25 protein-coding genes are annotated in these 26,770 nt (G+C 70.2%); 17 read left to right on the top strand and 8 right to left on the bottom strand.

From position 1 onward, the window contains the following. Positions 1 to 43 precede the first annotated feature (43 nt). From QRX60_RS02375 to mnmA, 3 genes are all read left to right on the top strand, one after another. The gene (locus QRX60_RS02375) at positions 44 to 1,411 is read left to right on the top strand and encodes an MFS transporter (protein ID WP_285999150.1); all 1,368 of its coding nucleotides are present in this window, start codon (positions 44 to 46) and stop codon (positions 1,409 to 1,411) included. 64 nt (positions 1,412 to 1,475) lie between these two features. Further along, on the top strand, positions 1,476 to 2,672 hold the full coding sequence (locus QRX60_RS02370) for a cysteine desulfurase family protein (RefSeq protein WP_285999149.1): 1,197 nt from the start codon (positions 1,476 to 1,478) through the stop codon (positions 2,670 to 2,672). Positions 2,673 to 2,676: 4 nt separating this feature from the next. Continuing rightward, the gene (gene mnmA, locus QRX60_RS02365; RefSeq protein WP_285999148.1) at positions 2,677 to 3,768 is read left to right on the top strand and encodes a tRNA 2-thiouridine(34) synthase MnmA; all 1,092 of its coding nucleotides are present in this window, start codon (positions 2,677 to 2,679) and stop codon (positions 3,766 to 3,768) included. Between the two features lie 7 nt (positions 3,769 to 3,775). Here the strand turns inward: mnmA and QRX60_RS02360 are convergent, their stop codons facing one another. From QRX60_RS02360 to QRX60_RS02340, 5 genes are all read right to left on the bottom strand, one after another. Beyond that, positions 3,776 to 5,056, bottom strand: coding sequence for a DUF222 domain-containing protein (locus tag QRX60_RS02360; protein WP_408630199.1), 1,281 nt, complete (start codon positions 5,054 to 5,056; stop codon positions 3,776 to 3,778). 229 nt (positions 5,057 to 5,285) lie between these two features. Further along, positions 5,286 to 5,738, bottom strand: coding sequence for a GNAT family N-acetyltransferase (locus QRX60_RS02355; protein WP_285999146.1), 453 nt, complete (start codon positions 5,736 to 5,738; stop codon positions 5,286 to 5,288). Between the two features lie 10 nt (positions 5,739 to 5,748). Beyond that, positions 5,749 to 6,150 carry a GNAT family N-acetyltransferase gene (locus tag QRX60_RS02350; RefSeq protein WP_285999145.1) on the bottom strand — a complete coding sequence of 134 codons (402 nt, stop codon included), beginning with the start codon at positions 6,148 to 6,150 and terminating at the stop codon, positions 5,749 to 5,751. Positions 6,151 to 6,229: 79 nt separating this feature from the next. Then, the gene (locus QRX60_RS02345; RefSeq protein WP_285999144.1) at positions 6,230 to 7,273 is read right to left on the bottom strand and encodes an MBL fold metallo-hydrolase; all 1,044 of its coding nucleotides are present in this window, start codon (positions 7,271 to 7,273) and stop codon (positions 6,230 to 6,232) included. 104 nt (positions 7,274 to 7,377) lie between these two features. Next, the gene (locus tag QRX60_RS02340) at positions 7,378 to 8,202 is read right to left on the bottom strand and encodes a phospholipid scramblase-related protein (protein ID WP_285999143.1); all 825 of its coding nucleotides are present in this window, start codon (positions 8,200 to 8,202) and stop codon (positions 7,378 to 7,380) included. Between the two features lie 134 nt (positions 8,203 to 8,336). Between QRX60_RS02340 and QRX60_RS02335 the strand changes: the two genes are divergently transcribed. The 4 genes from QRX60_RS02335 (at position 8,337) to QRX60_RS02320 (ending at position 12,842) form a co-directional block, all read left to right on the top strand. After that, a complete protein-coding gene (locus QRX60_RS02335) occupies positions 8,337 to 9,374 on the top strand; it encodes a uroporphyrinogen decarboxylase/cobalamine-independent methonine synthase family protein (RefSeq protein WP_285999142.1) in 1,038 nt (345 codons plus the stop codon). Positions 9,375 to 9,458: 84 nt separating this feature from the next. Then, positions 9,459 to 10,163 carry a hypothetical protein gene (locus tag QRX60_RS02330; RefSeq protein WP_285999141.1) on the top strand — a complete coding sequence of 235 codons (705 nt, stop codon included), beginning with the start codon at positions 9,459 to 9,461 and terminating at the stop codon, positions 10,161 to 10,163. A gap of 11 nt (positions 10,164 to 10,174) precedes the next feature. After that, the gene (gene ligA, locus QRX60_RS02325) at positions 10,175 to 12,355 is read left to right on the top strand and encodes an NAD-dependent DNA ligase LigA (RefSeq protein WP_285999140.1); all 2,181 of its coding nucleotides are present in this window, start codon (positions 10,175 to 10,177) and stop codon (positions 12,353 to 12,355) included. Next, positions 12,348 to 12,842, top strand: coding sequence for a GNAT family N-acetyltransferase (locus QRX60_RS02320; RefSeq protein ID WP_285999139.1), 495 nt, complete (start codon positions 12,348 to 12,350; stop codon positions 12,840 to 12,842). The genes ligA and QRX60_RS02320 overlap by 8 nt, the downstream gene beginning before the upstream one ends. A gap of 66 nt (positions 12,843 to 12,908) precedes the next feature. On the opposite strand, the gene QRX60_RS02315 is transcribed toward QRX60_RS02320, so the two are convergent. After that, a complete protein-coding gene (locus QRX60_RS02315) occupies positions 12,909 to 13,562 on the bottom strand; it encodes an ACT domain-containing protein (protein ID WP_285999138.1) in 654 nt (217 codons plus the stop codon). Between the two features lie 236 nt (positions 13,563 to 13,798). Here QRX60_RS02315 and gatC point away from each other — a divergent pair, with 236 nt between their 5' ends. The 8 genes from gatC to QRX60_RS02275 all read left to right on the top strand — a co-directional run bounded on the left by gatC (position 13,799) and on the right by QRX60_RS02275 (position 21,913). Then, on the top strand, positions 13,799 to 14,098 hold the full coding sequence (gene gatC / locus QRX60_RS02310; RefSeq protein WP_003080804.1) for an Asp-tRNA(Asn)/Glu-tRNA(Gln) amidotransferase subunit GatC: 300 nt from the start codon (positions 13,799 to 13,801) through the stop codon (positions 14,096 to 14,098). After that, positions 14,095 to 15,612, top strand: a complete 1,518-nt coding sequence (gatA, locus tag QRX60_RS02305) for an Asp-tRNA(Asn)/Glu-tRNA(Gln) amidotransferase subunit GatA (RefSeq protein ID WP_285999137.1) — start codon at positions 14,095 to 14,097, stop codon at positions 15,610 to 15,612. The genes gatC and gatA overlap by 4 nt, the downstream gene beginning before the upstream one ends. Further along, positions 15,609 to 17,114 carry an Asp-tRNA(Asn)/Glu-tRNA(Gln) amidotransferase subunit GatB gene (gene gatB, locus QRX60_RS02300; protein WP_285999136.1) on the top strand — a complete coding sequence of 502 codons (1,506 nt, stop codon included), beginning with the start codon at positions 15,609 to 15,611 and terminating at the stop codon, positions 17,112 to 17,114. The genes gatA and gatB overlap by 4 nt, the downstream gene beginning before the upstream one ends. An 8-nt stretch (positions 17,115 to 17,122) precedes the next feature. After that, positions 17,123 to 17,659, top strand: coding sequence for a hypothetical protein (locus QRX60_RS02295; protein WP_285999135.1), 537 nt, complete (start codon positions 17,123 to 17,125; stop codon positions 17,657 to 17,659). Between the two features lie 318 nt (positions 17,660 to 17,977). After that, the gene (locus QRX60_RS02290; RefSeq protein WP_285999134.1) at positions 17,978 to 19,120 is read left to right on the top strand and encodes a Gfo/Idh/MocA family protein; all 1,143 of its coding nucleotides are present in this window, start codon (positions 17,978 to 17,980) and stop codon (positions 19,118 to 19,120) included. Next, entirely contained in the window at positions 19,117 to 20,037 is a 921-nt protein-coding gene (locus QRX60_RS02285; RefSeq protein ID WP_285999133.1) for a DUF6807 domain-containing protein, read from the top strand. Before QRX60_RS02290 ends, QRX60_RS02285 begins: the two co-directional genes overlap by 4 nt. Beyond that, positions 20,034 to 20,774 (top strand): cupin domain-containing protein, encoded by a 741-nt coding sequence (locus QRX60_RS02280; RefSeq protein WP_285999132.1) that lies wholly within the window; start codon positions 20,034 to 20,036, stop codon positions 20,772 to 20,774. The genes QRX60_RS02285 and QRX60_RS02280 overlap by 4 nt, the downstream gene beginning before the upstream one ends. Further along, positions 20,771 to 21,913 carry a Gfo/Idh/MocA family protein gene (locus QRX60_RS02275; RefSeq protein ID WP_285999131.1) on the top strand — a complete coding sequence of 381 codons (1,143 nt, stop codon included), beginning with the start codon at positions 20,771 to 20,773 and terminating at the stop codon, positions 21,911 to 21,913. The genes QRX60_RS02280 and QRX60_RS02275 overlap by 4 nt, the downstream gene beginning before the upstream one ends. Before the next feature lies 1 nt (position 21,914). Here the strand turns inward: QRX60_RS02275 and QRX60_RS02270 are convergent, their stop codons facing one another. Next, entirely contained in the window at positions 21,915 to 23,123 is a 1,209-nt protein-coding gene (locus QRX60_RS02270; RefSeq protein ID WP_285999130.1) for a PQQ-dependent sugar dehydrogenase, read from the bottom strand. A gap of 65 nt (positions 23,124 to 23,188) precedes the next feature. Here QRX60_RS02270 and QRX60_RS02265 point away from each other — a divergent pair, with 65 nt between their 5' ends. Next, the gene (locus tag QRX60_RS02265; RefSeq protein ID WP_285999129.1) at positions 23,189 to 24,097 is read left to right on the top strand and encodes a 2-hydroxyacid dehydrogenase; all 909 of its coding nucleotides are present in this window, start codon (positions 23,189 to 23,191) and stop codon (positions 24,095 to 24,097) included. 45 nt (positions 24,098 to 24,142) lie between these two features. Beyond that, positions 24,143 to 24,718, top strand: a complete 576-nt coding sequence (locus QRX60_RS02260) for a DoxX family membrane protein (protein ID WP_285999128.1) — start codon at positions 24,143 to 24,145, stop codon at positions 24,716 to 24,718. Positions 24,719 to 24,894: 176 nt separating this feature from the next. Here QRX60_RS02260 and ilvD read toward each other — a convergent pair whose 3' ends face one another. Further along, entirely contained in the window at positions 24,895 to 26,739 is a 1,845-nt protein-coding gene (ilvD, locus tag QRX60_RS02255; RefSeq protein WP_285999127.1) for a dihydroxy-acid dehydratase, read from the bottom strand. Positions 26,740 to 26,770: the final 31 nt, after the last annotated feature.

Raw genomic sequence — 26,770 nt, 5'->3', positions numbered from 1 at the left:
CCGGCTTGACCTCCAGCGGGCTGGAGGTTGCACGCTGCTGATCATGGCCTCGACGCTCGACTCCGCACCCCGTCGCCGCAGCGTGCTCTGGACCGCGGAACACCGCCTGACGACGATCGCGCTGCTGCTCGTGGTCACGTTGGTCGCTTTCGAGAACATGGGCGTCGCGACGGCGATGCCGACCCTGGTCGCCGACCTTCACGGGCTGTCGCTGTACTCGTGGCCGTTCACGATCTTCCTCATTTCGAGCGTGGTCGCGACGGTGCTGTCGGGCCGGCTCGGCGATCGCCGCGGTCCGGCACCGGCACTGCTGGCAGGGCCGGTGTTGTTCGCGGTGGGCCTGGTCGTCGCGGGGACGGCGACCGGGATGCCGATGTTCCTCCTCGGTCGCGCACTGCAGGGCTTCGGCTCGGGACTGCTGCTGGTCTCGGTCTCGCTCCTGATCGCGTTGACGTTCACCGACCAGGAACGCCCGGTGATCTACGCGGCGAACGCGGCCGCCTGGGTCCTGCCGGCGGTGATCGGGCCGTCCGTGGCCGGCGTGGTGACCGTCAGCATCGGCTGGCGCTGGGTCTTCCTCGGCCTGGTTCCGCTGGTCGTCGTCGGTGTGACGATGCTGGCGGTGGTCGTCCGCCGCCTCCCCGCGCACTCACCGTCCGTCGACGGCCGCCGCGCAGGTGTGGTCCAGGCGATCATCGCGGCCCTCGGCGTCGCGGCGTTGACGTGGGCGGCCCAGCACCAGTCGCTCCTGGCCCTCGCCTACGGCACGGCCGGGCTCGTCGCCTTGGGCTACGCCCTCCGGACGTTGCTCCCGACCGGAACGCTGTCATCCCGCCCCGGCCTGCCGACGGTCGTCGCGTCCCGCGCCCTGATCGCCGGCGCGTACGCCGGGATGGAGGCGTACCTGCCTCTGACGATGAGCGCGGTCCACGGCTACAGCCCGGCGCTTGCCGGCCTACCGCTGACCATCACGGCATTGGGCTGGTCAGCGGCCTCGGCGGCGCAAGGCCGGTTCCTCAACTGGTCCAGGGAGGCGTCGCTTCGCACAGGGTTTTGGCTGGTCGCGGCCGGTTTGGCCGGCTTCGGCCTGGTATCGCAGCCTTGGTTCCCCGCCTGGCCGGCGTTCGTGGCCTGCGCGGTCGGTGGCGCCGGCATGGGGATCGCGATGCCCGCGATCTCCGTCCTCCTGCTCCGCTACTCACCCGAGGGTGAGCGCGGCTTCAACACCTCGGCGATGCAGCTGGCCGACTGGGTGGGCTCCGCCCTGCTCATCGGCCTGGGCGGCGTCCTGCTCGGCGTGGCGGGCTCGGTCCTCGACCCGTCGCCTGCGATGGCCCTGCTCACAGTTGCCTTGGTGGCCCTCGCGCTGCTGGGGGTCCGGCTGACCGGACGGTGGCCGTCGAAGGTGTGACAGCCCACTTCGAGGGCCAGGGTGGGCTTCGTCACGCGGTGGAGCAGACTACTCTGAAGAAGCGATGACCTATCTCGACCACGCGGCGACCACTCCGATGTTGCCCGAAGCCGTAGCGGCGATGACCGAGGCGCTGTCCAACGTGGGCAACGCCTCCGCGCTGCACTCTTCGGGCCGCCGCGCTCGGCGGATGGTCGAGGAAGCCCGCGAAACCATCGCCGACGCCCTGGGCGCCCGCCCCTCCGAGGTGATCTTCACCGGCGGCGGCACCGAGAGCGACAACCTCGCGCTCAAGGGCATCTTCTGGGCTCGCCACGATGAGCAGGAGCAGCGTCGCCGCATCCTGTGCGGAGCCGCGGAGCACCACGCCGTACTCGACACGGTCGAATGGCTCGAATCCCACTGCGGCGCCGAGATCACGCTGCTGGAAGTCGACAGCCAGGGCCGCGTTTCGCCCGATGTGCTCCGCACCGCCATTGCCACGGATCCCGAAACCGTGGCACTGGTGACGGTGATGTGGGCCAACAACGAGGTCGGGACGATCAATCCGATCGCCGAGCTGGCCGCGGTCTGCGCCGAGTTCGACATCCCGCTCCACACCGACGCGGTACAGGCCGTCGGCGCTGTCCCGGTCGACTTCGCGGCCAGCGGTGCCGCCGCTCTCACCCTCACCGGACACAAGCTCGGTGGTCCCTTCGGCGTGGGCGCCCTCTTGCTCGGCCGCGACGTGACGTGCGTACCCCTCCTGCACGGCGGAGGCCAGGAACGCAGCGTTCGTTCCGGCACCCTCGACGTCCCGGCGATCGTCGGTTTCGCAGCTGCGGTCCGAGCCAGCGTCGCGACTCGAGCCGACTACGCAAAGCGCGTCGAGGAGCTCCGCGACGGACTCATCGAAGTCATTCAGCGCGAAGTGCCCGACGCCATCCTCAACGGCGGAGATGGTGAACGGCTGCCCAGCCATGTTCACTTCACATTCCCGGGGTGCGCCGGCGACAGCCTGCTGATGCTGCTCGACGCCAAGGGCATCGAATGCTCAACGGGATCCGCCTGCACGGCAGGCGTCGCCCAACCGAGCCACGTGCTGCTCGCCATGGGCGCCGACCCCGCGGCGGCTCGCGGCTCTCTTCGTTTCTCCCTCGGCCACACATCCTCTGCCGCGGATGTTGAAGCGGTCGCCGCCGAGATCGGCGGAGTCGTCACACGCGCCCGGCAGGCCGGCTTGGCCGGAATGCGCAAGCAGAACCAGAAGCAAGAGGTGTAAGGCAATGCGGGTTTTGGCCGCGATGAGCGGAGGAGTGGACTCGGCGGTCGCCGCGGCGCGTGCAGTCGATGCCGGGCACGACGTCGTCGGCGTGCACTTGGCGTTGTCGGCCAAGCCGGGCACCTTGCGAACCGGATCGCGTGGGTGCTGCACGATCGAAGACTCGCACGACGCCCGACGGGCCGCCGACATCCTCGGAATCCCTTTCTACATCTGGGATTTCGCGGAGCGCTTCACCGAAGAGGTTGTCGAGACCTTCGTCGGTGAATACGCCGCCGGACGTACGCCGAACCCGTGTGTCACCTGCAACGAGAAGATCAAGTTCGAAGCCCTCCTCGAGAAGGCGATGGCGCTCGGTTTCGACGCGGTCGCCACGGGCCACTATGCGCGCCTCTCCGTGGTGGATGGCGTGCCCGAGCTGCGCCGCAGTGCCGACAGCGGCAAGGACCAGTCCTACGTGCTCGCCTCCCTCACCGCGGAGCAGCTCAGCCACGCCATGTTCCCTTTGGGCGACTCTTGGAAGACTGACGTGCGGGCCGAGGCGGAGCGACGTGGGCTGTCCGTCGCCAACAAGCCGGACAGCCACGACATCTGCTTCATTCCCGACGGTGACACCAAGAAGTTCTTGGAGAACCGGCTGGGCCAGCGTCCTGGCGAACTCGTGGACGCGGAGACCGGCGCAGTGCTTGGCCATCACACCGGCGTGCACGGATTCACCGTCGGACAGCGCAAGGGGCTCGGAATCGAGGCTCCGGCGTCCGACGGCCGGCCTCGATATGTCCTGTCGCTCGAACCGGTTTCCGGCTCCGTCAAGGTCGGTTCCGCAGCAGGGCTCGGGATCAAGACGATCGAAGCCGACCGCGCGATCTGGCCCAGCGGTGAGCCGCTGACCGAACCGACCGAATGCGTGGCGCAGGTCAGGGCCCACGGAGGAATCGTCGACGCGGTCGCCGACGTGGACTCCGACACCATGACGGTCCATCTGCGCGAACCGCTGCGCGGGGTGGCCCCGGGGCAGGTCGTCGTGCTCTACCGGCCGGATGCCGAGGGCGGGGACATCGTCCTGGGCAGCGCGAAGATCTCGGGCACGCGCTGACCGTCGGTCATAGCCGTGGCTTCTTGCGGCTTCGGTTCGCTCGCCGTCGCCCGGAATGCATTGACGGCGGTGTTGTCGAGTGCACCCGGCCGGCCGGTGTTGCGACGTTCACCGTGCCGTCAGGCGTGACTTCGTAGTCCCAACCGGGCTGGCTCTTCAACCTGCGGTGCCGCGAGCAGTACGTGACCGGCTGATCCGCACTCTCTTTGGCCTCGCCCTGCGCCCGGGTCGCTTCGATCCCGCAGTTCTGCGCGGGACGTGTGCATCCGGGCTGCCGGCACTCGCGGTCCCGGACCCGGATGAACTCGTCGTGCGCCGGGTCCAGCGGGTATCGCGCGGGCGACAGCTCGATCGCTCGGCCGGAACGCGGATCGGTGAGAACTCGTCGGAGCGTTGTGTCGGAGCCGCTGATGATGCGACGGGCCACTGACGCCGCGACGGGCCCGCGTCCGGCAAGAGCCGCTGGGAAGTCGTTCACGCCGAGGTAGGTCGCCAGGTCGACGTGCAGGAACACCTCGGTGCGCTCGCTCGGGCCGCCCGTTCCGCTGAGCAGCAGATCCATGGCGACGTCCGCTCGGAGCTGGTCCAGCGTCCGAGCCTCGTCGGGGGTCTTCAACGCCCGAGCGGCCCGGACGATACGTGCGTAAGCCGCAGTCGCCTTCTCGGTGGGCGCGTTGTTGATCGAAAGACCGGTCACACCGGTGTCCTGGTGGTGCAGGGTCAACCGCCGTTCGACGAGGCTCCGTTCGGTGCGCTGCGCCGCGCCCTCTGGATCTGCTTTCGCGGCTGCATAGGCCGCGGCACGGCGGACCTGAGTTGCATTGCGCCCCGGAACGCGGTCCTCGAGCATCGCGTCGACGAGGCGTACGTGGTCCCTGGACAGCCACGACGTCGCATCCGTGACCTTCATGGCGCGATAGAGGTCGAGTCGGCCGTCGTCCATGAGGTTGAGCATGCGGGGGAGCCGGGCGATCAGCGCGTTCGCCGCCGAGACTATGGCGCCGGCCCGGTGTTCCGTTATGGACAGGGCCAACGCCACTTCCGAGGCTGCACCGGGCGCCCGTCTCCGGCGCACGCTGAGATCTGCGATCGCCCGTAGCTGCAGGGCTTGCAGCTTGGAGATCTCCGCATCGGTGATGCGGATCAGATCCACGACTTGCTCGTCCTGCATGCGTTGCAGCGTCTCCGGGTCGGTGCGGATCGCCCTCAGCACGAGCGGGAGCTTGTCGTAGGAGCTCCCGGAATCGGCCGGAGGAGCGAGTTTGCGGAGTGGTTGTGAAGGTGCCATGAGTGCGACCGTACGAGCCCTCGCGGCGAATGTCACCGAGATTCAGAAGAATGGGTGTAAAAGGGAGCGAACGGTCCGTTCGCGCCCTTCGCGACTTGACGTACTCGAATTGATTCGGAATGGTTCGCGTGCGTGGACGTGTGCGTCGCCGATTCCGGGAGGGGAAGTGATCAAGCTTATGTCCTATGTGGATAGAAGGGAATCTGTTTGGTGCCAATGCAATCGGCGCTCAGAGCTTGAGCTTGAACCCGGTGTGACTCGGGGTGAAACCAAGCCGCTCGTAGAACCGGTGGGCGTCGGCCCTCGAGACGTCCGACGTGAGCTGGACGAGTGCACATCCGTGGCGCCGCGACTCGTCGATCGCCCAGCGCATGAGGTCGGCGCCGAGTCCGGAGCCGCGGTGGTCAGCGTGGATCCGGACGGCTTCGACCTGACCACGAAGTGCGCCGCGGCGGGCGAGGCCGGGGATGATCGTCAGCTGCAATGTCCCGACCGGCTCGTCGCCGGAGGTCACGACGACCAGAAGCTGGTTCGGGTCTGCGTCGATCTGCGCGAAAGCGCGCAGGTAGGGCTCGAGGTCATGGGGATCGTCACGGGTCGCACCGAGCTGGTCGTCCGCGAGCATGCGCACTATCGCGCCGATGTCCTCGCGCCGTGCCCTGCGGATGGTGTAGTCGCTCACGGCGCCAGTATCACAGGACGCGGGTGAATCCTTGATAGCTTTGCTCGAACCCGAAGCGGGCGTAGAAGTCGCGCAGGTCGGCGCGCGCGAGGCCGGAATCGAGGTGAAGCCGGCTGCATCGTCGCCGGCGGGCTTCGTCGATGCCCCAGGTCAGAAGCGCGCTGGTCACTCCGCGCCGGGCGGCGCGAATGCCTTCGAGCAATCCGCGGGTCGCGCCTTCCCACGCGAGCCCCCGCAGCACCGTCAGCTGCGCGGTACCGACGACGCCGTTGTCGTCCTCGGCGACGACCAGCGTGACGTGCGGGGTGTTCATGAGTTCCCGAAGTGCGACCGCCAGCGGCTCGCCAGGTGCGCCGAACAGACGCGCGAGCGCCTCGACGTCCGTAGCTCTGGCACGTCTGATGACTTCCATTTCACCCAGTATGCAGGAAGCCTGCCAGACGTCGTAAATGCGGCGACGTCGTCACCCGCGGCGTCGGCTGCCACGCCGCTCAGGGCGTCGCGAAGTGCCGGACGCCGTCGACGACCTGAGCGGCCAGTTTGCCCTGGGACACCAGCAGGTCGAGGTGTGCCGCCGTCTCCAGGACGGCAAGCGTCTGGTTGAACGAGTCCATTTCGGACAGCTTGCGGTTGCGGCGGGTCCAGCCGATCCGGTGCGCGGCCTCGAAGGCCGTGCTCGCGCCGGCTGCGATCTGGGAGCCGATCGTCTCCAGGCGTTGTCGATGGTGTTCCAGCAGCTCGTCGACCCGCGTGTGCACGCTTTCGGACACGGGACCGTGTGCGGGAAGCATGCGGCGGTCCGGCATCGCGCGCACCAGGCGCAGCGAGTCGATGAAGTCGTTGAGCGGCAACTCGGCCGGGACGGGCTGGAATCCGATCGAAGGCGTGATGTGCGGCAGCACGTGATCGCCGGAGAACAGCAGATCGGCGGTGTCGTCGACGAAGACGACATGGCCGGCCGTGTGACCGGGAGTGGCGACGACGTCGAACTCGCGGCCGGGCAGGATCGGGCGTCGTCCCGGAGTCAGCCACTCATCGGGCGCTTCCCAGAGGTCGGCTTCCGTGTGCCGCCGGTCCGTACCGAAGTCGCGGGCCAGAGCTTTGACGACTTCGCCGGCGCCGGCCTGGAACAGCAGATCGACCTGAGCTTCCATCGGCAGCCGGTCAGGGTTGCCGGAAGCCTTCAGTGATGGCTCTTCGTCCTGGCCCAGGGCGATCTTCGAACCGAATTCGCGACGAAGGACGACAGCCTGCGAATAGTGGTCACGGTGCACGTGGGTCACGAGGAACTCGCCGACATCGGCGAGCTCCGCGCCGATTCCGCCGAGCGCGCTCGCGAGCTGTTGCCGCGCCACGGTCAACGCCCACCCCGAGTCGACCAAGACCAGCTTTTCGCCATCGGTGACCGCGTAGACGTTGACCGCGCGCAGAGCATCGTTGGGCAGGGGCAACGGGATCCGGTAGACGCCGGCCGAGACCTCGTAGATTCCGGGTTCGGTCCAGTTCCTGTCGCTGCTTTCCGGCAACGGTTCCACGGTGACCTCCGTCCCGGCGAGACTGCGGCGTCCCGGCCTTCATTCACCCTGAGCCGTGCCGGGCCTGCTGTCCACCTGGAGAGGCTGAGACGCCGGTCACTCGATCAGTTGGTGTCCTGCTTCAGGGCGGTGTCGATCGTGAGGGCCGCGGCGACCACCATGCTGGCGAGCGGATCGGGCAGCGGGTGGGGGATCTCCACGACGTAGTTGTCGGCGGTGGTGAAGGCGGCTTTGAGGAACCCACCCCACGTCTTGGTCACCCGGGCGACCTCGGTGCCGGCGTGGTCGCGGATCGAGAAGTTCCAGGCACGCCAGTTCTCGGCGAAGATCCCGCCGACCGTGCGGCCGTCGACTACGAAGCCGAAGCGGATCTTCCCGAAGACGTTCTCCTGGACGATCTCCCCGATCGGGGTCTCGTCGGCCCTCGTGACGAGGAACCGCGACTTGAAGACCTTGGCGGGCCGGGTCACCTTGAGCACGGTGCTGTGGTTGGCGTCCCGGACCTCGAACTTGTGGGTCAGGAACTGGTCGTAGTTGGTCAGCAGCCGGATCGCCTTCTTCAGGGTGCTCTGGCCGACCTGGACGACTCCGCCGAGCCGATTGCCGTGCTGGTCGAAGACGCCGAACTCGTTGGCCATCTCGATCAGCTTCGCGCGCTGGTTGACCACCAGGACCGGCTCGGTGAACAGCGTCCCGCCACCGACGCGCCCGGCGCCTCGGCCGCGCGTGGCGCGATTGACCTGCTCCTGGACGCGTGCCGGGTCGTGGGCCCGCTCGATGTCCAGCTCGATGGGCTCGGAATCGCTCGGTGGTGGTGCCTGGTAGGCCGGCCGGGTGTTGGCGGTCCAGGCCCGTCCGTCCCACCAACGGTGCAGACGGGGGTCCCGCGCGTCGGGATACCAGCCCGGTTGCGGTGGCGAACTCGTCATGGCGGGTGAGCCTATCCGCGCGGGCCCCGCCGCGGTGCCGGTAAAGGCAAATGCGTCGTATGTCTGCCTCCGGGCAGCTCGGCGCGGCAGCCCGGTCGGCGTTGCCGGCGGGTGGTCGACCAGAATCAGAGGTCGTGAACGAGCGAGTTTGGCCCAGCGGTGCCGCGACGGCGATCGGTTCGATGCCGGGCACGGACCCCGCGGAAGCGGCGGCGATCGTGTTCGGCGAGCTGCCGGACTTCCCGCACCTGCCGGAGCTGCCGGCCCGCGGTGTCGGTGCCGACATGCTCGGCCGGACCGCCGCGCTGCTGGTCGACCTGGCCGTCGACGTCGTGCCCAGCGGCTACCGTGTGGCGGCCCGGCCGGGGCACGAGCACCGTCGGGCCGTCGACCTGCTTCGGTGGGATCTCGACGCCCTGCAGGAGGCGCGGGAGAAAGCCGGAGTCACCCCGCCGGTCTTCAAGGTCCAGCTGGCCGGACCGTGGACGCTCGGTGCCGGGATCGAGCTGCCCCGAGGTCATCGGGTGCTCACCGACCACGGCGCCTTGCGGGACTTCACGTCCTCCCTGCTGGACGGCCTCACCGGGCATGTCGCGGAGGTCCAGGCCAGGACCGGGGCGCCCGTGGTCGTCCAGTTCGACGAGCCGTCGTTGCCCGCGGTGCTGGCCGGCGGGCTGTCGACGCCATCCGGCTACGGGAACGTCTCCGCCGTGCCGGAGCCCGAGGCACGTGACTTGCTCGCAACGGTGATCGACGGCGCGAAGGCGATCACCGGCCAGCCGGTGATCCTGCACTGCTGCGCCGCGAAGCCGCCGCTCGGCCTGCTGCGCGAAGCCGGTGCCGACGCACTGGCTTTCGACCTCGCCGCACTCGACGGTGCGTCCGCCGCGTTCCTCGACGAGATCGGCGAGGTCTGGGACGGCGGGGCGACGCTGTTCCTGGGCGCCGTCCCGACGACCGCACCCGCGTCCCCGCTCACTTTGAAGGACGTCGGCGAGCCCGCGTTCCGGCTGGCCGACCGGCTCGGCTTCAACCGCAGCGTCCTCGCCGAACGCGCGGTGCCGACCCCCGCGTGCGGCCTCGTCGGCGCCACACCTGATTGGATGCGCCGCGCCCTCGCACTGTCGCGTGATCTCGGCAAGGCCTTCGTGGAGCCTCCGGAAGGCTGGTGACGGAATCCGGCAACTCGCCGACGTCCGCCCCACCCGGCCAGTAGCGTGGCGGGGTAGCCGACCGAACGAGGACCACCCGTAGCCATGCGCCTTTTCCGCCGCAAGAGCACCGCCGCCGATCCGCCCGACCCGCGTACCGCGTGGCCGGAGCAGCATGTACCGGACGACCCGGCTGCCGCCGCGGCGACGTTCTGGCAGGGCTGGTACGACCTGCTGCCGATGGTCAGCGCGGCGCTCGGCGAGGGTGAGCCGCACCGGGTCGAGCACGAGCTCTGCGAGCTGGTCGAGGCGCTGCACCCGCGGCTGCACTTTTCGCTCGAACGTGGTCACCGGGCGGTCTACGCGCTGGTCGTGACCGGCCAGGAGGACCCGGAGCTGCGGCCGTTCACCGACGCGTGGCGGGTAGCCGCGCCACCGGAGGACGCGATCTGGGAGTACCACGACTCGGTCCCGCCCGTACCCGATCCGACCGAGGTCACCGTCAACCTCGGCGAGCAGCGGATCGCGCTGGCCGACGTCCGGGTCGTCGCGCAGGTCGACGAAGACGAGCACGTGGTCGACGTCGCCGTATTCCACCCGGGCTTCGGCAACCTCGACGACGCCGCCCGGCAGACCATGACGTTCCTGCCGCTCGATGCGACATTGGGTGAACGGCTCGCCGCCGAACGGCTACGGCGCGTGGAGACCGCGGCGGCCGAGCCGGCCGGTGCGATCACCCTTCTGGAGTTCCGTGAACTGGTCCGCGGACTGGGCAACGGTCCCAGCGAAAATGTCGGTGCCCCCGACTAGGGTTACCACCCGTGAGCAGCACCGAACTCTCTCAGGACCAAGTCGCGGCGGTCGACGCCCCGGTGGCCGCCGAGGACGTCGCCGACGTCCCGGCCGAGGTCCGCGAACGGCACGCCGCCCTCGCGGAAGACCTGCGTAACCACCAGTTCCGCTACTACGTCCTGGACTCGCCGATCATCTCCGACGGGCAGTTCGACGAGCTGCTCGGCGAACTGCAGCAGATCGAGGACGCGCACCCGGCGCTGGTCACGCCGGATTCGCCGTCCCAGCGCGTCGGCGGCACGTTCTCGAACGAGTTCACCGCGTACGACCACCTCGAGCGCATGCTCAGCCTGGACAACGTGTTCGACCAGGACGAGTTCGTGGCGTGGGTGGAGCGCGTCGAGAAGGAGGTCGGTCGCACCGAGTTCCTCGCCGAGCTGAAGATCGACGGCCTCGCGATCAACCTCTTGTACGAAAACGGCCACCTCACCCGGGCGCTCACCCGGGGTGACGGCCGCACCGGCGAGGACGTCACGTTGAACGTCCGCACGCTCGACCAGGTGCCGGAGACGCTGACCGGCACCGGCAAGTTCCCGGTGCCCGCCCTGGTCGAGGTGCGCGGCGAGGTCTATTTCCGGGTCGAGGACTTCCTCAAGCTGAACGCGATGATCGTCGAAGCGGGCAAGCCGCCGTTCGCGAACCCGCGCAACACCGCGGCGGGCTCGCTGCGGCAGAAGGACCCCAAGATCACCCGGGAACGCAAGCTGCGGTTGATCTGCCACGGGCTCGGCAAGCGCGAGGGCTTCGAACCCGCGCGGCAGTCGGAGGCGTACGACGCGCTGGCCGCGTGGGGGCTGCCGGTGTCACCGCACAGCAAGGTTTTGACCACGGCGGAGGAGCTCGCCGCGCACATCACCTACTGGGGTGAGCACCGGCACGACGCCGAGCACGAGATCGACGGCGTCGTCATCAAAGTCGACCAAGTGGCGCTGCAGCGCCGGCTGGGTACGACGTCGCGCGCGCCGCGGTGGGCGATCGCCTACAAGTACCCGCCGGAAGAGGCGATCACCACGCTGCTGGACATCCAGGTCGGCGTCGGGCGGACCGGGCGGGTCACGCCGTTCGCGGTCACCGAGCCGGTCGTGGTCGCGGGGTCGACCGTCGCGCGCGCCACCCTTCACAACCAGGAGGAGGTCAAGCGCAAGGGTGTGCTCATCGGTGACCGGATCGTCATCCGGAAGGCCGGCGACGTCATCCCGGAGGTCCTCGGGCCGGTGGTCGACGCGCGGACTGGTGACGAACGCGAGTTCGTCATGCCCACCCACTGCCCGGAATGCGGCACCGAGCTCGCCTACCAGAAGGAAGGCGACAAGGACATCCGCTGCCCGAACACGCGGTTCTGTCCCGCGCAGTTGCGGGAGCGGCTCTTCCACCTGGCCGGGCGCGGCGCCTTCGACATCGAGGTCCTCGGGTACGAGGCCGCGGTCGCGCTGCTCGACGCGCGGGTGGTCGCCGACGAGGGCGACGTCTTCGACCTGAACGAGGACAGCCTCGCCGAGGTCGAGCTGTTCCGTACGAAGGCCGGCGAGTTGTCGGCGAACGCGCGAAAGCTGCTCGCCAACCTTGACGTGGCGAAGGACCGGCCGCTGTGGAAGGTGCTGGTCGCTTTGTCGATCCGGCACGTGGGGCCGACCGCGGCGCAGGCGCTGGCCCGCGAGTTCGGCTCGATCGAGCGCATCGAGCAGGCGACCGAGGAGGAGCTGGCGGACGTCGACGGCGTCGGCCCGACCATCGCGCACGCGACTCAGGAGTGGTTCGAGGTCGGCTGGCACCGCGAGATCGTCGAAAAGTGGCGACGCGCCGGCGTGCGGATGGAGGAGGAGCGCGACGAGTCCGTCCCGCGCAACCTCGAAGGCTTGTCGATCGTAGTGACGGGCTCGCTCGACGGCTTCTCCCGCGACGAGGCCAAGGAGGTCATCATGGCTCGCGGCGGCAAGGCCGCCGGATCGGTCTCGAAGAAGACCTCCTTCGTCGTCGTCGGGGACTCGCCTGGTTCGAAATACGACAAGGCCGTGCAGCTCAAGGTGCCGGTGCTCGACGAAGCCGGCTTCCGCGTCCTGCTGGAGCGGGGGCCCGAGGCGGCGCAAGAGGTGGCGCTGCCGGCCGGCGACGAGACCGCCGAAGACGAGACTGGGGGGACGGATGGGTGATGTCGAAATCCGGCCACCGCGGCCCGAGGAGTACGCCGCCGCGGGCGAGGTCACGGTTCAGGCGTATGACGTCGATGGTCACTTGGCCGACGACGTCGGGTACGACGCGATGTTGCGTGACGTCGCGAGCCGGGCCGAGCTGGCCGAGGTGCTCGTCGCCGTCGACTCGGCGGGGGAAGTGCTCGGCACCGTGACCGTTGTGCGGCCGGGGTCGCCGTACGCCGAGATCTCGCGGCCGGGGGAGCTGGAGTTCCGGATGCTCGCGGTGGCGCCGTCGGCGCGTGGTCGTGGTGTCGGTGAGGCGTTGACGCGGGCCGTGCTCGAGCGTGCGCGGGCTCTGGGCATCCGCAGGGTGGTGCTGAGCAGCCTCGACCGGATGCACTCCGCGCACCGGCTCTACGAGCGTCTCGGGTTCGCGCGACTGACCGAGCGCGACTGGCAGCCGTTCCCGCACATCAGCCTGATCGCCTACCAGATCGACGTCTGACCTGGTGTTCGTCGAAAAGGGGACGAGCCCACGTGGACTCGTCCCCTTTTCGGCAACGCGTGGGGGCTAGCCGTCGAGGACGACCGCGACGATCCCGGCGAGGTGGGCGAGCCGGGCGACCTCGGCCGCGCGGAAGGCCGGACCTCCTGGGCGCGCGACGAGCAGCGCCTTGCCCGGTTTGCCGAGCGGGGTGGCCGCCAGCTCGGTGCCGAGCTCCTTCCACGTCTCCGGGATCCAGGCTTCCTCGCCGTCGAGCACCGTCGCGCGCTCGAGCGGGAGCCAGGGCAGGTCGGTGATCGGGGTCTCCGGGGCGGCGCTCGACGACGCCAGCCGGATCGCGCCGGTCTCGGCGTGTTCGACGACCATCGCCCAGCCTGCGCGGACGATGCGGGGCACCCCCTCGGCGAGGATGGCGAGGCCGGTCTTCGGCTGCGCGGCGATTTCTTCGACGAGTTCGAGCTCGCGGTGCGTGTCCAGCACGCCCGCGTAGGGGCGGACCGCGTCCACTTCGACGCCTTCGACACTCTCGGCCGCCGTGATGAGCGCGTCGGGCAGCCGGCCGGACGGGAGTTCGACCACGAGGTCGTCCACCGCCACTCCGGTGCCGCGCTCGACGACGTCCACGCTGAGGATGTCGGCGCCGACCGTGCCGAGCGCCGTGGCGACCGCGCCGAGGGTCCCCGGGCTGTCCGGAAGGAGGACCCGGATCAGGAACGACACCACGCGCCCCTCTCACCTCTGGCGTCCCAGCCTTGCCGTGGGACGCTCGATGCCGGTCGCCGATTGTGACAGACCCACCCGGCGTGCGGGACCCGCTGTCCGCCGGGCGGGATGCGAGCGTCGCCGGACGGCACCCGGCCTGCGCCGGGCGTAACCCAGTCGAGTCGTCCGGCGTCGTCACCATAGACTTGCAGCTTCCGAGACAACCCGCACAGCACAACCCGGGAGTCACCCGCGTGCCCAATATTTCCCGAGACGAGGTCGCGCACCTCGCGAAGCTGGCCAGGCTGGCCGTGACCGACGACGAGCTCGACGTCTTCGCCGGCCAGCTCGACCAGATCCTGGACTCGGTGGCCAAGGTGAGCGAGGTCGCCGCCGACGACGTGCCGCCCACCTCGCACGCCGTGCCGCTGACGAACGTCTTCCGGCAGGACGTCGTCGTTCCCGGGCTCACGCAGCAGCAGGCGCTGGCCGGTGCGCCGGCCGCCGAGGACGGCCGCTTCCGGGTGCCGCGGATTCTGGGGGAAGAGCAGTGACCGAGCTCATCAAGCTGACCGCCGCGGAACTGGCGGAGAAGATCCACTCGCGTGAGGTGTCCGCGGTCGAGGTCACCCAGGCCCACCTGGACCGGATCGCCGAGGTCGACGACCACATCCATGCGTTCCTGCACGTCGACACCGAGGGCGCGCTGGCCGCGGCCAAGGCCGTCGACGAGGGCATCGCCGGTGGTAGCGCGCCCGCGTCGCCGCTGGCCGGCGTGCCGCTCGCGCTCAAGGACGTGCTGACCACCGAGGGCGTGCCGACGACCTGTGGTTCGAAAACGCTCGAAGGCTGGATCCCGCCGTACGACGCGACCGTGACGCGCAAGCTGCGCGAGGCCGGTGTCGTGATTCTCGGCAAGACGAACATGGACGAGTTCGCCATGGGCTCGTCGACCGAGAACTCGGCGTACGGTCCGACGCACAACCCGTGGGACCACGCCCGCATCCCGGGCGGTTCCGGCGGTGGCTCGTCGGCGTCGATCGCGGCCTTCGAAGCCGCCATCGCCATCGGCACCGACACCGGCGGTTCGATCCGCCAGCCCGGGTCCGTGACCGGCACCGTCGGGGTCAAGCCGACCTACGGCGGGGTGTCGCGGTACGGGCTCGTCGCGTTTTCGTCCTCGCTCGACCAGGCCGGGCCCTGCGCGCGGACGGTGCTCGACGCCGCCCTGCTGCACGAGGTCATCGCCGGGCACGACCCGCTCGACTCGACCTCCATCGACGCGCCGGTGCCGCCGGTGGTCGCCGCCGCCCGGCAGGGTATGCAGGGTGACCTCAAGGGCGTCAAGGTCGGCGTCGTGAAGGAGTTCGGCGGCGACGGCTACCAGCCGGGCGTGGAGCGGTCGTTCCAGGCCGCGGTCGAGCAGTTGCGTGCGCTCGGTGCCGAGGTCGTCGAGGTGTCTTGTCCGCACTTCGTCTACGCGCTGCCGGCGTACTACCTGATCGCGCCGAGCGAGTGCTCGTCGAACCTCGCCCGGTTCGACGCCATGCGCTACGGCCTGCGCGTCGCCGACGACGGCACGCACAGCGCCGAAGAGGTCATGTCGCTCACTCGCGAGAAGGGCTTCGGCGCCGAGGTCAAGCGGCGGATCATGCTGGGCACCTACGCGCTGTCGTCCGGTTACTACGACGCCTACTACGGCTCGGCGCAGAAGGTGCGCACGCTCATCACGCGTGACTTCGCGGCTGCCTTCGAAAAGGTCGATGTCCTCGTTTCGCCCACGACGCCGACCACGGCGTTCAAGATCGGCGAGCGCGTCGACGACCCGATGGCGATGTACCTCGCCGACCTGTGCACGATCCCGTCGAACCTGGCCGGCAACGCCGCGATGAGCGTGCCGAGCGGGCTGTCCGACGAAGACGGGCTGCCGGTCGGCCTGCAGATCATGGCCCCGGCGCTCGCCGACGACCGGCTCTACCGGATCGGCGCCGCCTACGAGGCCGCCCGCGACGCCGCCGCCGGTGGGTCGCTCGTCCACAAGGTCCCGGAGCTGGGAGGAACGAAGTGACTGCCGTGGCCGAGTTGATGGACTACGCCGACGTCATCGAGCGGTTCAACCCCGTGCTGGGGCTCGAGGTGCACGTCGAGCTGAACACCAACACGAAGATGTTCTGCGGCTGCCCGAACGAGTTCGGCGGCGAGCCGAACACGAAGGTCTGCCCGACCTGCCTCGGCCTGCCCGGGGCGCTGCCGACCCTCAACGGCAAGGCCGTCGAGGGCGCGATCCGGATCGGTCTCGCGCTGAACTGCGAGATCGCCGAGTGGTGCCGGTTCGCCCGGAAGAACTACTTCTACCCGGACATGCCGAAGAACTTCCAGACGTCGCAGTACGACGAGCCGATCGCCTTCGACGGCTACCTCGACGTCACGCTCGACGACGGCGAGGTCGTGCGCGTGGAGATCGAGCGCGCGCACATGGAGGAGGACACCGGCAAGTCGCTGCACGTCGGCGGCGCCACCGGCCGGATCCACGGTGCCGAGCACTCGCTGCTCGACTACAACCGGGCCGGGGTTCCGCTGATCGAAATCGTCACCAAGCCGATCGAGGGAACCGGCGAGCGGGCCCCCGAGGTCGCGCGGGCGTACGTGAGCGCCCTGCGCGATCTGCTGCGCGCGCTCGACGTGTCCGACGTCCGCATGGACCAGGGCTCGCTGCGGTGCGACGCGAACGTTTCGCTCATGGCGAAGGACGCGACCGAGTTCGGTACGCGCACCGAGACGAAGAACGTCAACTCGCTGCGCAGTGTCGAACGGGCCGTTCGCTACGAGATGACCCGGCAGGCGGCGATCCTCGCCGAGGGCGGTTCGATCAAGCAGGAGACGCGGCACTTCCAGGAGGCCGACGGCACCACGTCGTCCGGCCGGACGAAGGAGACCGCGGAGGACTACCGGTACTTCCCGGAGCCCGATCTGGTCCCGATCGCGCCGGCGCGCGAGTGGGTCGAGGAACTGCGTGGCACGTTGCCGGAGATGCCGTCCGAGCGGCGCAAGCGGATCCAGCAGGAGTGGTCACTTTCCGACGAAGCCCTGCGTGACCTGCTGAACGTCGGTGCCGTCGACCTCGTCGCGGCCACGGTCGAGGCCGGCGCATCGCCGGACGAAGCCCGCGGCTGGTGGGTCAACACGCTGGCTCAGGAGGCGAACACCCGCGAGGTCGAGCTGGCCGACCTGGCGATCACGCCGAAGCAGGTCGCCGAGGTCATCGGGCTGGTTTCGTCCGGTGAGCTGACGAACAAGCTGGCCAAGGAGGTCGTCCAGGGCGTGCTCGCCGGTGAGGGCGAGCCGCGCGAGGTCGTCGAGAAGCGTGGGCTGAAGGTCGTCTCGGACGACTCGGCGCTGCTCGCGGCGATCGACGACGCCCTGGCGGCGCAGCCGGACGTCGCGGACAAGATCCGCGGCGGCAAGGTGGCCGCGGCGGGCGCGATCGTCGGCGCGGTCATGAAGGCGACCAAGGGGCAGGCCGACGCCAAGCGGGTCCGTGAGCTGATCATCGAGCGCGTCGGTTCCTGACCGATTTCATGACACAGCCGTTTTCCGTCAAAAGCGTCACCTGGCGCGAGTGGCTCGGCCTGGCGGCCGGGCTGCTCGCGCTGGGCTCGATGTTCCTGCCGTGGACCACGCTGAGCACCAACAAACCGGACATCGAGGTCGTCCTCTCGTCGTTGCCGCACAGCGACGTCGTCCGCGACGCGTGGCACTCGAGCTTCTTCGCGTGGTGTCCGCCGCTGCCGTTGCTGCTGGCCGGGCTGGTCGTGGTCATCTTCGGGCGAAACCGGAAAGCGCGGGTCAGCGGCCTGCCGCACCTGTGGCTCGTGGTCGCCGTGGCGTCGCTGCTGCTGATGGTGGTCGGCTGGTTCACGCTGGACTGGGAGTTCGACGCTGACCAGCGCGGCATCTTCGACGCCGCCGGCATCGCCATCGCCCCGGGCTTCGGCCGGTTCCTCGGGTTCCTGGCTGCGCTCGTGTCGGGCGTGGCTGCTTTCTTGGACATGCGAGCCGCGCGGGCCGAGAGCCGGCAGCCGCGGAAACGTGAGCCCCGCAGCAAGACTCGCTGACGGGTTGTCGGCGACCTCGCCTACCTGAGGTGACCGGGGCTCGATGCTCGCGAATTGCTGGTTGTGCGCGGTTTGTGGTCGGTCAGGCGGCTGAGTCGTCCGTTCCGGTTGAGGACCTGGGGTGACAACGTTGACATCGATGGTGGCCGTTGCGTGAGAAAGCGCTTTCTGAGACGGTCGGGGAGTGCCGCAGGAGGGACTCGCGGGGCGATGCGCGGAGAAGATTCGCTCGGCGGAACAGGCTGACGGGAGAGGGCTCGCACGGCGAAGACGCTGCTGGATCAGCGCGGCGAAACGGGGAGTGCGCCGGCGAAAGGGATGCCGTCGAGGTTGGTGAGGAGGGAGTCCGGGTTGGCTCACGGAAAGCGCTTGCGGGTTGCCGTCGTCGGGGCTGGGGCTATTGCCGGCAGTCATCGCGCCGCCTACCGGGCTCACCACGATGATGTCGATCTCGTGGCCGCCGCGGATGTCGATGAGGCTCGGGTGCTTGACTTCTGTGCGACCACCGAACATGCCAAGCCTTACCGCGACCTCGACACCCTGCTCGCCGAGCAAAAACCTGACCTCGTCTCGATCTGCACTCCACCGGGCCTGCACGTCGAACAGACCAAAAAGGTCCTCGAGAGCGGCGCCTGGGTCTGGTGCGAGAAGCCGCCGTGCCGTTCGCTCGCCGAGTACGACGAGATGATCTCCGCCGAACGTGAAGGCGGGCCGTACGTCTCCTTCGTCTACCAGCAGCGGTCCGGCTCCGCCGTCGCCCGCTTCCGGGCACTGCTCGCGAAGGGTGAGCTCGGCCGTCCGCTCGTCGCCCATTGTCAGACCACCTGGTACCGCGATGCCGCCTACTACGCGGTCCCGTGGCGGGGGCGGTGGGAGACCGAAGGCGGTGGGCCCGCCATGGGGCATGGCATCCACCAGATGGATCTGCTGCTCCACCTCCTCGCCGGCGAGGGGGACAGTGACGGCGGGGACGGCGAGTGGGCCGAAGTCCAGGCGATGACCGCGCGGCTCGTGCACGACGTCGAGACCGAGGATGTCTCCACCGCCCTCGTCCGGTTCGGGTCCGGGGCGCTGGCCACCGTCGTCAACAGTGTCCTTTCGCCCGACGAAGTGAGCCGGATCCGGATCGACTGCGAACGTGCCACCGTCGAGCTCACGCACCTCTACGGCCACGTTGCCGAAAATTGGCGATACACCCCCGCGCCTCATGCGAACAGGATCGAGACCGAACCGGCGGAGGATGTCGGCAGCTCGCACGCCGCTGCGTTGAAGCCCGTTCTGGACGCCTACCGGGCCGGGCGGCGGCCGCCGTGCGGTGGGCGGGACGGGCGGCGGGTGCTGGAGTTCGTCGCCGCTCTCTACAAGGCCGCCTTCACCGGGCAGAGCGTTCGTCGCGGGGAGATCGGGCCCGGTGACCCCTTCTACCGCGCCATGGCCGGCGCCGAGGGGAAGGACCGGTGAGCGCGGCGATCACCGTCACGCACCGGCACGGTGACCGCGTGACCGTCGAGGCCGCCGGCGTCCAGCTCATGTCCTATGTGTACAAGCCCGACCCTGTCGCGTACGAGTCGCGCAAGCCGTACACCCACCCGCTGCGCACCCTCCGCGGCCGGCGCGTCAGCGGGTACCGGCCCGCCGACCACCGGTGGCACAAGGGGCTGCAGATGACGTCGAGCCACCTGTCCGGTCAGAACTTCTGGGGCGGCCACACCTACGTCCCCGGCCACTGGTACCAGGACCTGCCCGACCGCATCGGCTCGATGCGGCACGACGGGTTCGCCGGCTTCACCGTCGACGGTGACCGGCTCACCTTCGCCGAACGGCTCACCTGGGTGACCCACCGCGGCGACGGGTGGGCGCGCGAGCGGCGCGACATCGTCGTCCACTCCGTCGAGCCCGACGAGGGCGCCTGGGCGATCGACTGGGGCATCGAGCTGACCAACGTCCGCGACGCACCGCTCGTGTTCGGCAGCCCGACCACCGCCGGCCGCGAGCAGGCCGGGTACACCGGCCTGCACTGGCGGGGCCCGCGTGACTTCAGCGGCGGCCGCGTCCTCGGTCCTGGTGGTCTCGGCGGCGACGACATGATGGGCGCGCAGGCGCCGTGGCTGGCCTTCGTCGGCGAGCACGACGACGTCGACGCGCACTCGACGCTCGTCTTCGCGCACTCGCCGGAAAACGACCACGCCATCCACGAGTCGCACTGGTTCGTCCGGTCGAAGGACACGCCCATGGTGGCCTTCTCGTGGGCGTTCTTCGAAGAATTCGTCCTCCCGCCGGGCGAGAGCTTCACGTACCGCTATCGGGTCGTCGTCGCCGATGGCGCCTGGGACCGCGATCAGGTGGCCGAATACCTCGACGGGCACGGATGGTCATGAACGAATTCCCGCTACCGGGTGGCATTGGCGTTTCGCACCTGCGAGCCTACGACTGGGAAGCCGAGGACGGGGTCTGCGGCGGCAGCCCGCACCTGCACCTGGCCTGCACCGAGGCCTACGTCGTCACGGCCGGACGAGGCGCCGTCCAGACGCTGAGCACCGGCGGGTACGCGGAGACACCGCTCGAAGCCGGCGTGATCGCTTGGTTCGCGCCGGGAACCGTCCACCGGATGGTGCAGGGCGGTGGCTTGCGCGTCACCGTCCTCATGCAGAACAGCGGCCTGCCCGAGGCGGGCGACGCCGTGTTCACCTTCCCGCCCGAGGTACTCGCCGACCCCGCTCGATACGCCGAGGCCGCCGCGTTGCCGAAAACCGACGACGCCGCCCGGCAACGTCGTGACCTGGCGATTCGCGGCTACCTGCCGCTGCGGGAAGCCCTGCTCGACGGCGACCCGGAGCCGCTGCGGACTTTCCACCGGGCGGCCGTCGCGCTGGTGTCGCCGAAAATCGGAGACTGGGAACCGCGCTGGCAGGCCGGGGCGCTGAAGGCGGCCGAACTGACCGGGGCGCACCTCAAGGCCCTCGCCGACGGCGACGGGAGCCACCTCGATCAGTCGGGCGTCCGGGTCGTGACGCCGTCGAACCCCGACAGCTACGGCATGTGCGGGCGCCGCGCCGAATACGACCTCTCGCCGCACGGCGGGGAAGCCCTCGACCAGGAAGGCCGTCAGCGATGAACCGGACCGCCATCGGAGTGCTGCTCAACGGGGTCACCGGCCGGATGGGCTACCGGCAGCACCTGCTCCGGTCGGTGCTGGCCATCCGCGAGCAGGGCGGCGTCGAGCTGCCCGACGGCACGCGCGTGCAGCTCGAGCCGATCCTCGCCGGGCGCAACGCGACGAAGCTCAAGGAACTCGCCGACCGGCACGGCCTGACCGCGTGGACGACCGACGTCGGCTCGGCGCTGGGCGACGTGGGGATCTACTTCGACGCGCAGCTGACGTCGGCGCGCGAGCCGTCGGTGCGAGCGGCGATCGCCGCCGGGAAGCACGTCTACGCCGAGAAGCCGCTGGCCGAGACGCTGCCGGCGGCGCTGGAGCTGGCCGGGCTCGCGCGGGACGCCGGGATCTGCCACGGCGTCGTCCACGACAAGCTGTTCCTGCCGGGGCTGCGGAAGCTGCGGCGGCTGATCGACGGCGGGTTCTTCGGGCGCATCCTGTCGGTGCGCGGTGAGTTCGGCTACTGGGTCTTCGAGGGCGACTGGCAGGAGGCGCAGCGGCCGAGCTGGAACTACCGCGCCGAGGACGGCGGCGGGATCGTGCTCGACATGTTCTGCCACTGGAACTACGTGCTGGAGAACCTCTTCGGCGCGGTCCGCGCGGTGACGGCGAAGGCGGTCACGCACATCCCGCGCCGCTGGGACGAGCAGGGCGAGGCGTACACGGCGACAGCCGACGACGCCGCGTACGGCATCTTCGAGCTCGAGTCGGGGGCGATCGCGCAGATCAACTCGTCGTGGTCGACGCGGGTCTTCCGCGACGAGCTGGTCGAGTTCCAGGTCGACGGCACCGAGGGCAGCGCCGTCGCCGGCCTGCGGCGCTGCCGCGTCCAGCACCGCTCGGCGACGCCGAAGCCCGTCTGGAACCCGGACCTGCCGGCCACCGAGCCGTTCCGCGAGCAGTGGCAGGAGGTGCCGGACAACGCCGAGTTCGCCAACGGCTTCAAGGCGCAGTGGGAGGAGTTCGTCCGGGACGTCGTCGCCGGGCGGCAGCACCGGTACGACTTCTTCTCGGCCGCGCGGGGGTTGCAGCTCGCGGAGGCCGGGTTGACGTCCTCGGCGGAGGGACGGCGGGTGGAGCTGAAGCCGCCGGCGTAGGTCAGTCCTTGCCGTTTCCGCCGCCGGACGTCGCCGGGGTGATCAGGACGACGCGGTCGTCGCTCGAGACCGGGGTGCCGCCGTCCTTGTTGACCGTGCCGGCCACCGCGAGCTGCGGGTTGATCATGCTCATCCCGGCGAGCCGCCCGAACGTCTCCGGCGGCTTGCCGGTCTTCCCGTCGAGGCTCACCGTCGGCTTGCCGCTGATCGCGCCCTCCGCCGTCACCGGCAGGTTCTGCAGGTTCCCGGCCAGCGACATCCCGACCGAGACCGAGCCGTTCGCGTCGACGAAGTCGGCGCAACCCCCGACCCCCGGCTTGTCCGGCCACGTCCACGCCGGCGTCGTCAGCGGCTGCCCGGCCTGCACCCGGTAGATGGCGTCCTTGTCGGCGAGCCGGTCGGTGACCCAGACGCGGCCGCCGTCGGCGGACGTGCACAGCCCGCCCGGCGCGTGCAGCCCGGCCGCCACGGCCAGCGAGCCGTTCGGGTTGCCGGCCGCGGCCTTGCCGGACGTGTCGATCCGCAGCACCTTCCCGGCGAGGGAGTTCGGGTCGGCGGCGGCGTTCGGGTTGCCGGCGTCGCCGGTGGCGACGAGCAGCGCGCCGCGGTTGTCGGCGCTGATGGTGCCGCGGTTGCCGGTCGTGCCCTTCGGGATCCCGGTGAGCACCGGCTTCGCCGTCTGCCCCTTCGCGAAGCGCACGACGCGGTTGTCCGTCGCGGTCGTCACGTAGGCGAACACCAGCTGGTCCTCGACGTACGACGGCGAAAGCGCGAGCCCGGTCAGGCCGCCGTCCCCGGCCGCCTGGACGTCGAGCTTCGCGAAGTCCGTGGCATCCTTGCCCGCCGTCGCCAGCAGCACGCGGCCACTCTTGCGCTCGCCGGCCAGCGCGCTCGGCGTGGAGCCGTCACCCGGTAGGCCCGCCACCGCGGCGACGGTGTCCAGGCAGGTCGCGATCACCGACGGGTCGAAGTCCTTGCACCCCTGCGGCGGCGGCACGGGCGTGGCCGACTGGCCGGGCCGCGCCTGCCTGCCGTCGCCGCCGGAGTCCGCGCCGGGGCCCTGGACCTCGGGCGGCGACTCGGGGCTGGGCACGGGGGCGGGGCTGAAGGTCTGGCCCGCCGCGGTGTCGTCGAACCGCGCGCACCCGGCGGGCAGCAGGGCGCCGCAGGCCAGGATCGCCAGCAGGGCCGACCGGTACCGGGTTCGCATGATCCCCCAGCCTAGGGGCCGATGCGTGAACCATGGGTGAGTACTCCTCGATTACGGTGAGGATCATGACGCTGACCGTGCTGGTGCCCGACGACGAGGGCATGACCGTGCTCGCCGAGGTGCCGCGGGTCCTGCCCGTGCGCCACCAGTGGGGCGAGCCGGTGCCGCCCGAGGCCGCGAAAGCCGAGGTGCTCATCCCCGGCAAGCACCCGCCGGGCGAGGAGCTGTGGCGCACGCTGCCGAACCTGAAGCTGATCCAGCTGCTGGCCGCCGGCGCCGAGGACTGGGTCGGCAAGGTGCCCGACGGCGTCCTGCTCTCCACCTGCCGGGGCGCGCACGGCGGGAGCACCGCCGAATGGGTCGTCGCCGCGTTGCTGTCGATGTACCGGAAGCTGGACGTCTTCGCCGGCGCGCAGCGCGAGGGCCGCTGGGACCGGCAGAGCACCGACACGCTGCAGGGCAAGCGCGTGCTGATCATCGGGGCCGGTGACCTGGGCCAGCACCTGCGGCGCCGGCTCGAGCCGTTCGACGCGCGGTGCACGATGGTCGGGATGACCGCGCGGGAGGGCGTGCACGGGGTGCGGGAGCTGCCGTCGCTGCTCGGCCTGCACGACGTCGTCGTGCTGATGGTGCCGCTGACCTCGCGCACCCGCGGGATGGTCGACGCGGAGTTCCTCGCCGAGATGCGCGACGGCGCGGTGCTGGTCAACGTCGCCCGCGGCGCCGTCGTGGTCACCGACGCCCTGGTCGCCGAATTGACCACGGGCCGGCTGCGCGCCGCGCTCGACGTCACCGATCCCGAGCCGGCGCCACCCGGGCACCCGCTGTGGACGGCGCCGGGGCTGCTGCTGACCCCGCACGTCGGCGGGGCCGTGCGCGGCGTGCGGGGCCGGTCGTACGCCGTCGCCGCGGCCGAGATCGCGCGGTACGCCGGCGGCGAGCTGCCGGACAACCTCGTGCACGGGGAGTACTGAGCGCGGCGGCTCGCCAGGCCCCCGCGGATCCCCTACCCTTCGCGCGTGAGCAGTGGAGACGACTTTTCGCAGCAGCCCACCAGCCTCCTGTCGGGCGTCGAGGACGACCGGGCGGACGACACCCCGACCCAGGGCGGGCTCGGGCTCGGCCTGCTGATCCTGCGGCTCGCGCTCGGCGTGACCATGGGCGCGCACGGCCTGCAGCACCTGTTCGGCCTGTTCGGCGGGCCGGGCATCGGTGGGTTCGCGCGCGTGCTGGAGACGTTCGGCTACCACAAGCAGACGACGCTGCTGTCGTGGATCACCGGCATCACCGAGCTGGGCGGCGGCGTGCTGGTGGTCGTCGGGCTGTTCACGCCGCTGGCCGCGGCAGGCCTGCTCGGTGTCATGGCCAACGCCGTGTACGCGAAGTTCCACGGCGGGTTCTTCGAGGGGCAGGGGCAGGGTTTCGAGTTCGAGCTGCTGCTGGGGGCTTCGGCGTTGAGCCTGCTGTTCACCGGGTCCGGGCCGATCTCGCTGGAGCGGAACACGCCGTGGCGGAAGCGGCCGTTGCCGCTGGGGCTGGTTTCGCTGCTGCTGGCCGCGGCGGCCGCGGTGGTGGTCATCGTCCTGACTCGGTAGTGGGCTGGGGACAACTCGGCGGTGCGGACCGGGCTTGTGGACAACCCGGCTTCGCGGGCCGGGATTTGTCGGCGCTCACCGGTAGCGTTGAAATCGGGGGTCCCCCTCACGGCCGGCCCCCCTGAAGCCGGAAAGGCCGCCCCGGGAGCGGGACGGCCTTTCGGGTCGAGCCAGGCTTACTTGTTCACGTCGCGGACCGCGCCGGTGTCGGCCGACGTCGCCATCCGGGCGTACGCCCGCAGCGCCGCCGTCACCGGGCGCTGGCGGTCCTTCGGCTGCCACGGCCGCTCGGACGCCTCCATCTTCGAGCGCCGCTCGGCCAGCACCTCCGGGTCCACCAGCAGCTCCAGCCGCCGCTCGTGGATGTCCAGCAGGATGCGGTCGCCGTTCTCCACCAGGCCGATCAGGCCGCCCGCCGCCGCCTCCGGCGAGATGTGGCCCACCGAGATGCCCGACGAGCCGCCCGAGAAGCGGCCGTCGGTGATCAGCGCGCACTTCTTGCCGAGACCCGAGCCCTTGAGGAACGCCGTCGGGTGCAGCATCTCCTGCATGCCCGGGCCACCCGCGGGACCCTCGTAGCGGATCACCAGCACCTCGCCCGGCTGGATCTCCTTCTTGAGGATCGCCGACACGGCCTCTTCCTGGCTCTCCAGCACGCGTGCCGGGCCTTCGAAGTGCCACAGGTCCTCGTCGATGCCCGCCGCCTTGATCACCGCGCCGTTCTCGGCGAGGTTGCCGCGCAGGATCGCCAGGCCGCCGTCCTTCGTGTACGCGTGCTCGACGTCGCGGATGCAGCCGCCTGCCGCGTCGGTGTCCAGCGACGACCAGCGGTTCTCCGTCGAGAACGCCTGCGTCGTGCGGACCCCGCCCGGCGCCGCGTGGAACAGCTCGACCGCGGTGTCGGAAGGCGAAGCGGCCCGGATGTCCCACGCACCCAGCCACGACTCGAGGTCGGGGGAGTGCACCGACCGGACGTCGGTGTTCAGCAACCCGCCGCGGTACAGCTCGCCCAGGATCGCCGGGATGCCGCCGGCCCGGTGGACGTCTTCCATGTGGTAGTCGGAGTTCGGCGCCACCTTCGACAGGCACGGCACGCGGCGGCCGATCGCGTCGATGTCGGCGATCGTGAAGTCGACCTCGCCCTCCTGGGCGGCGGCGAGGATGTGCAGCACGGTGTTCGTCGAGCCACCCATCGCCATGTCCAGGGCCATCGCGTTCTCGAACGCCGCCTTCGACGCGATCGAGCGCGGCAGCACCGAGTCGTCGTCGTTTTCGTACCAGCGACGGCACAGCTCGACGACCGTGCGGCCGGCCTCCTCGAACAGCGCCCGGCGCGCGGCGTGCGTCGCCAGCGTGGAACCGTTGCCCGGCAGGGAAAGCCCCAGCGCCTCGGTCAGGCAGTTCATCGAGTTCGCGGTGAACATGCCGGAGCACGAGCCGCAGGTCGGGCACGCCGAGCGCTCGACGATCGAGAGGCCGTCCTCGTCGACCTCGGGGCTGGCCGACGCCGCGATCGCGGTGATCAGGTCGGTCGGGGCCTGCGCGACACCGCCGACGACGACGGCCTTGCCGGCCTCCATCGGCCCGCCGGAGACGAACACGACCGGGATGTTCAGCCGCATCGCGGCGTTGAGCATGCCCGGGGTGATCTTGTCGCAGTTGGAGATGCAGACCAGCGCGTCGGCCTGGTGCGCGTTGACCATGTACTCGACCGAGTCGGCGATGATCTCGCGCGAGGGCAGCGAGTAGAGCATGCCGGAGTGGCCCATGGCGATGCCGTCGTCGACGGCGATCGTGTGGAACTCGCGCGCGACGCCGCCGGCTTCCTTCACCGCGCCGGCGACGATCTCGCCGAGGTCCTTGAGGTGCACGTGGCCGGGCACGAACTGGGTGTAGGAGTTGGCGATCGCCACGATCGGCTTGCCGAAGTCGCTGTCGGTCATGCCGGTGGCGCGCCAGAGCGAGCGCGCGCCCGCCGCGTTGCGGCCGTGGGTGGTGGTCCGGGAACGGAGAGGCGGCACGGCGAACTCCCAGGTCGGATGGTGGGGCCAG

The sequence above is a fragment of the Amycolatopsis mongoliensis genome (genome assembly GCF_030285665.1).
In the GTDB taxonomy this organism is placed as follows: Bacteria; Actinomycetota; Actinomycetes; order Mycobacteriales; family Pseudonocardiaceae; genus Amycolatopsis; species Amycolatopsis mongoliensis.
Note: the sequence above shows the minus strand (reverse complement) of the source record. Positions and strands in the feature narration are given on the sequence as shown.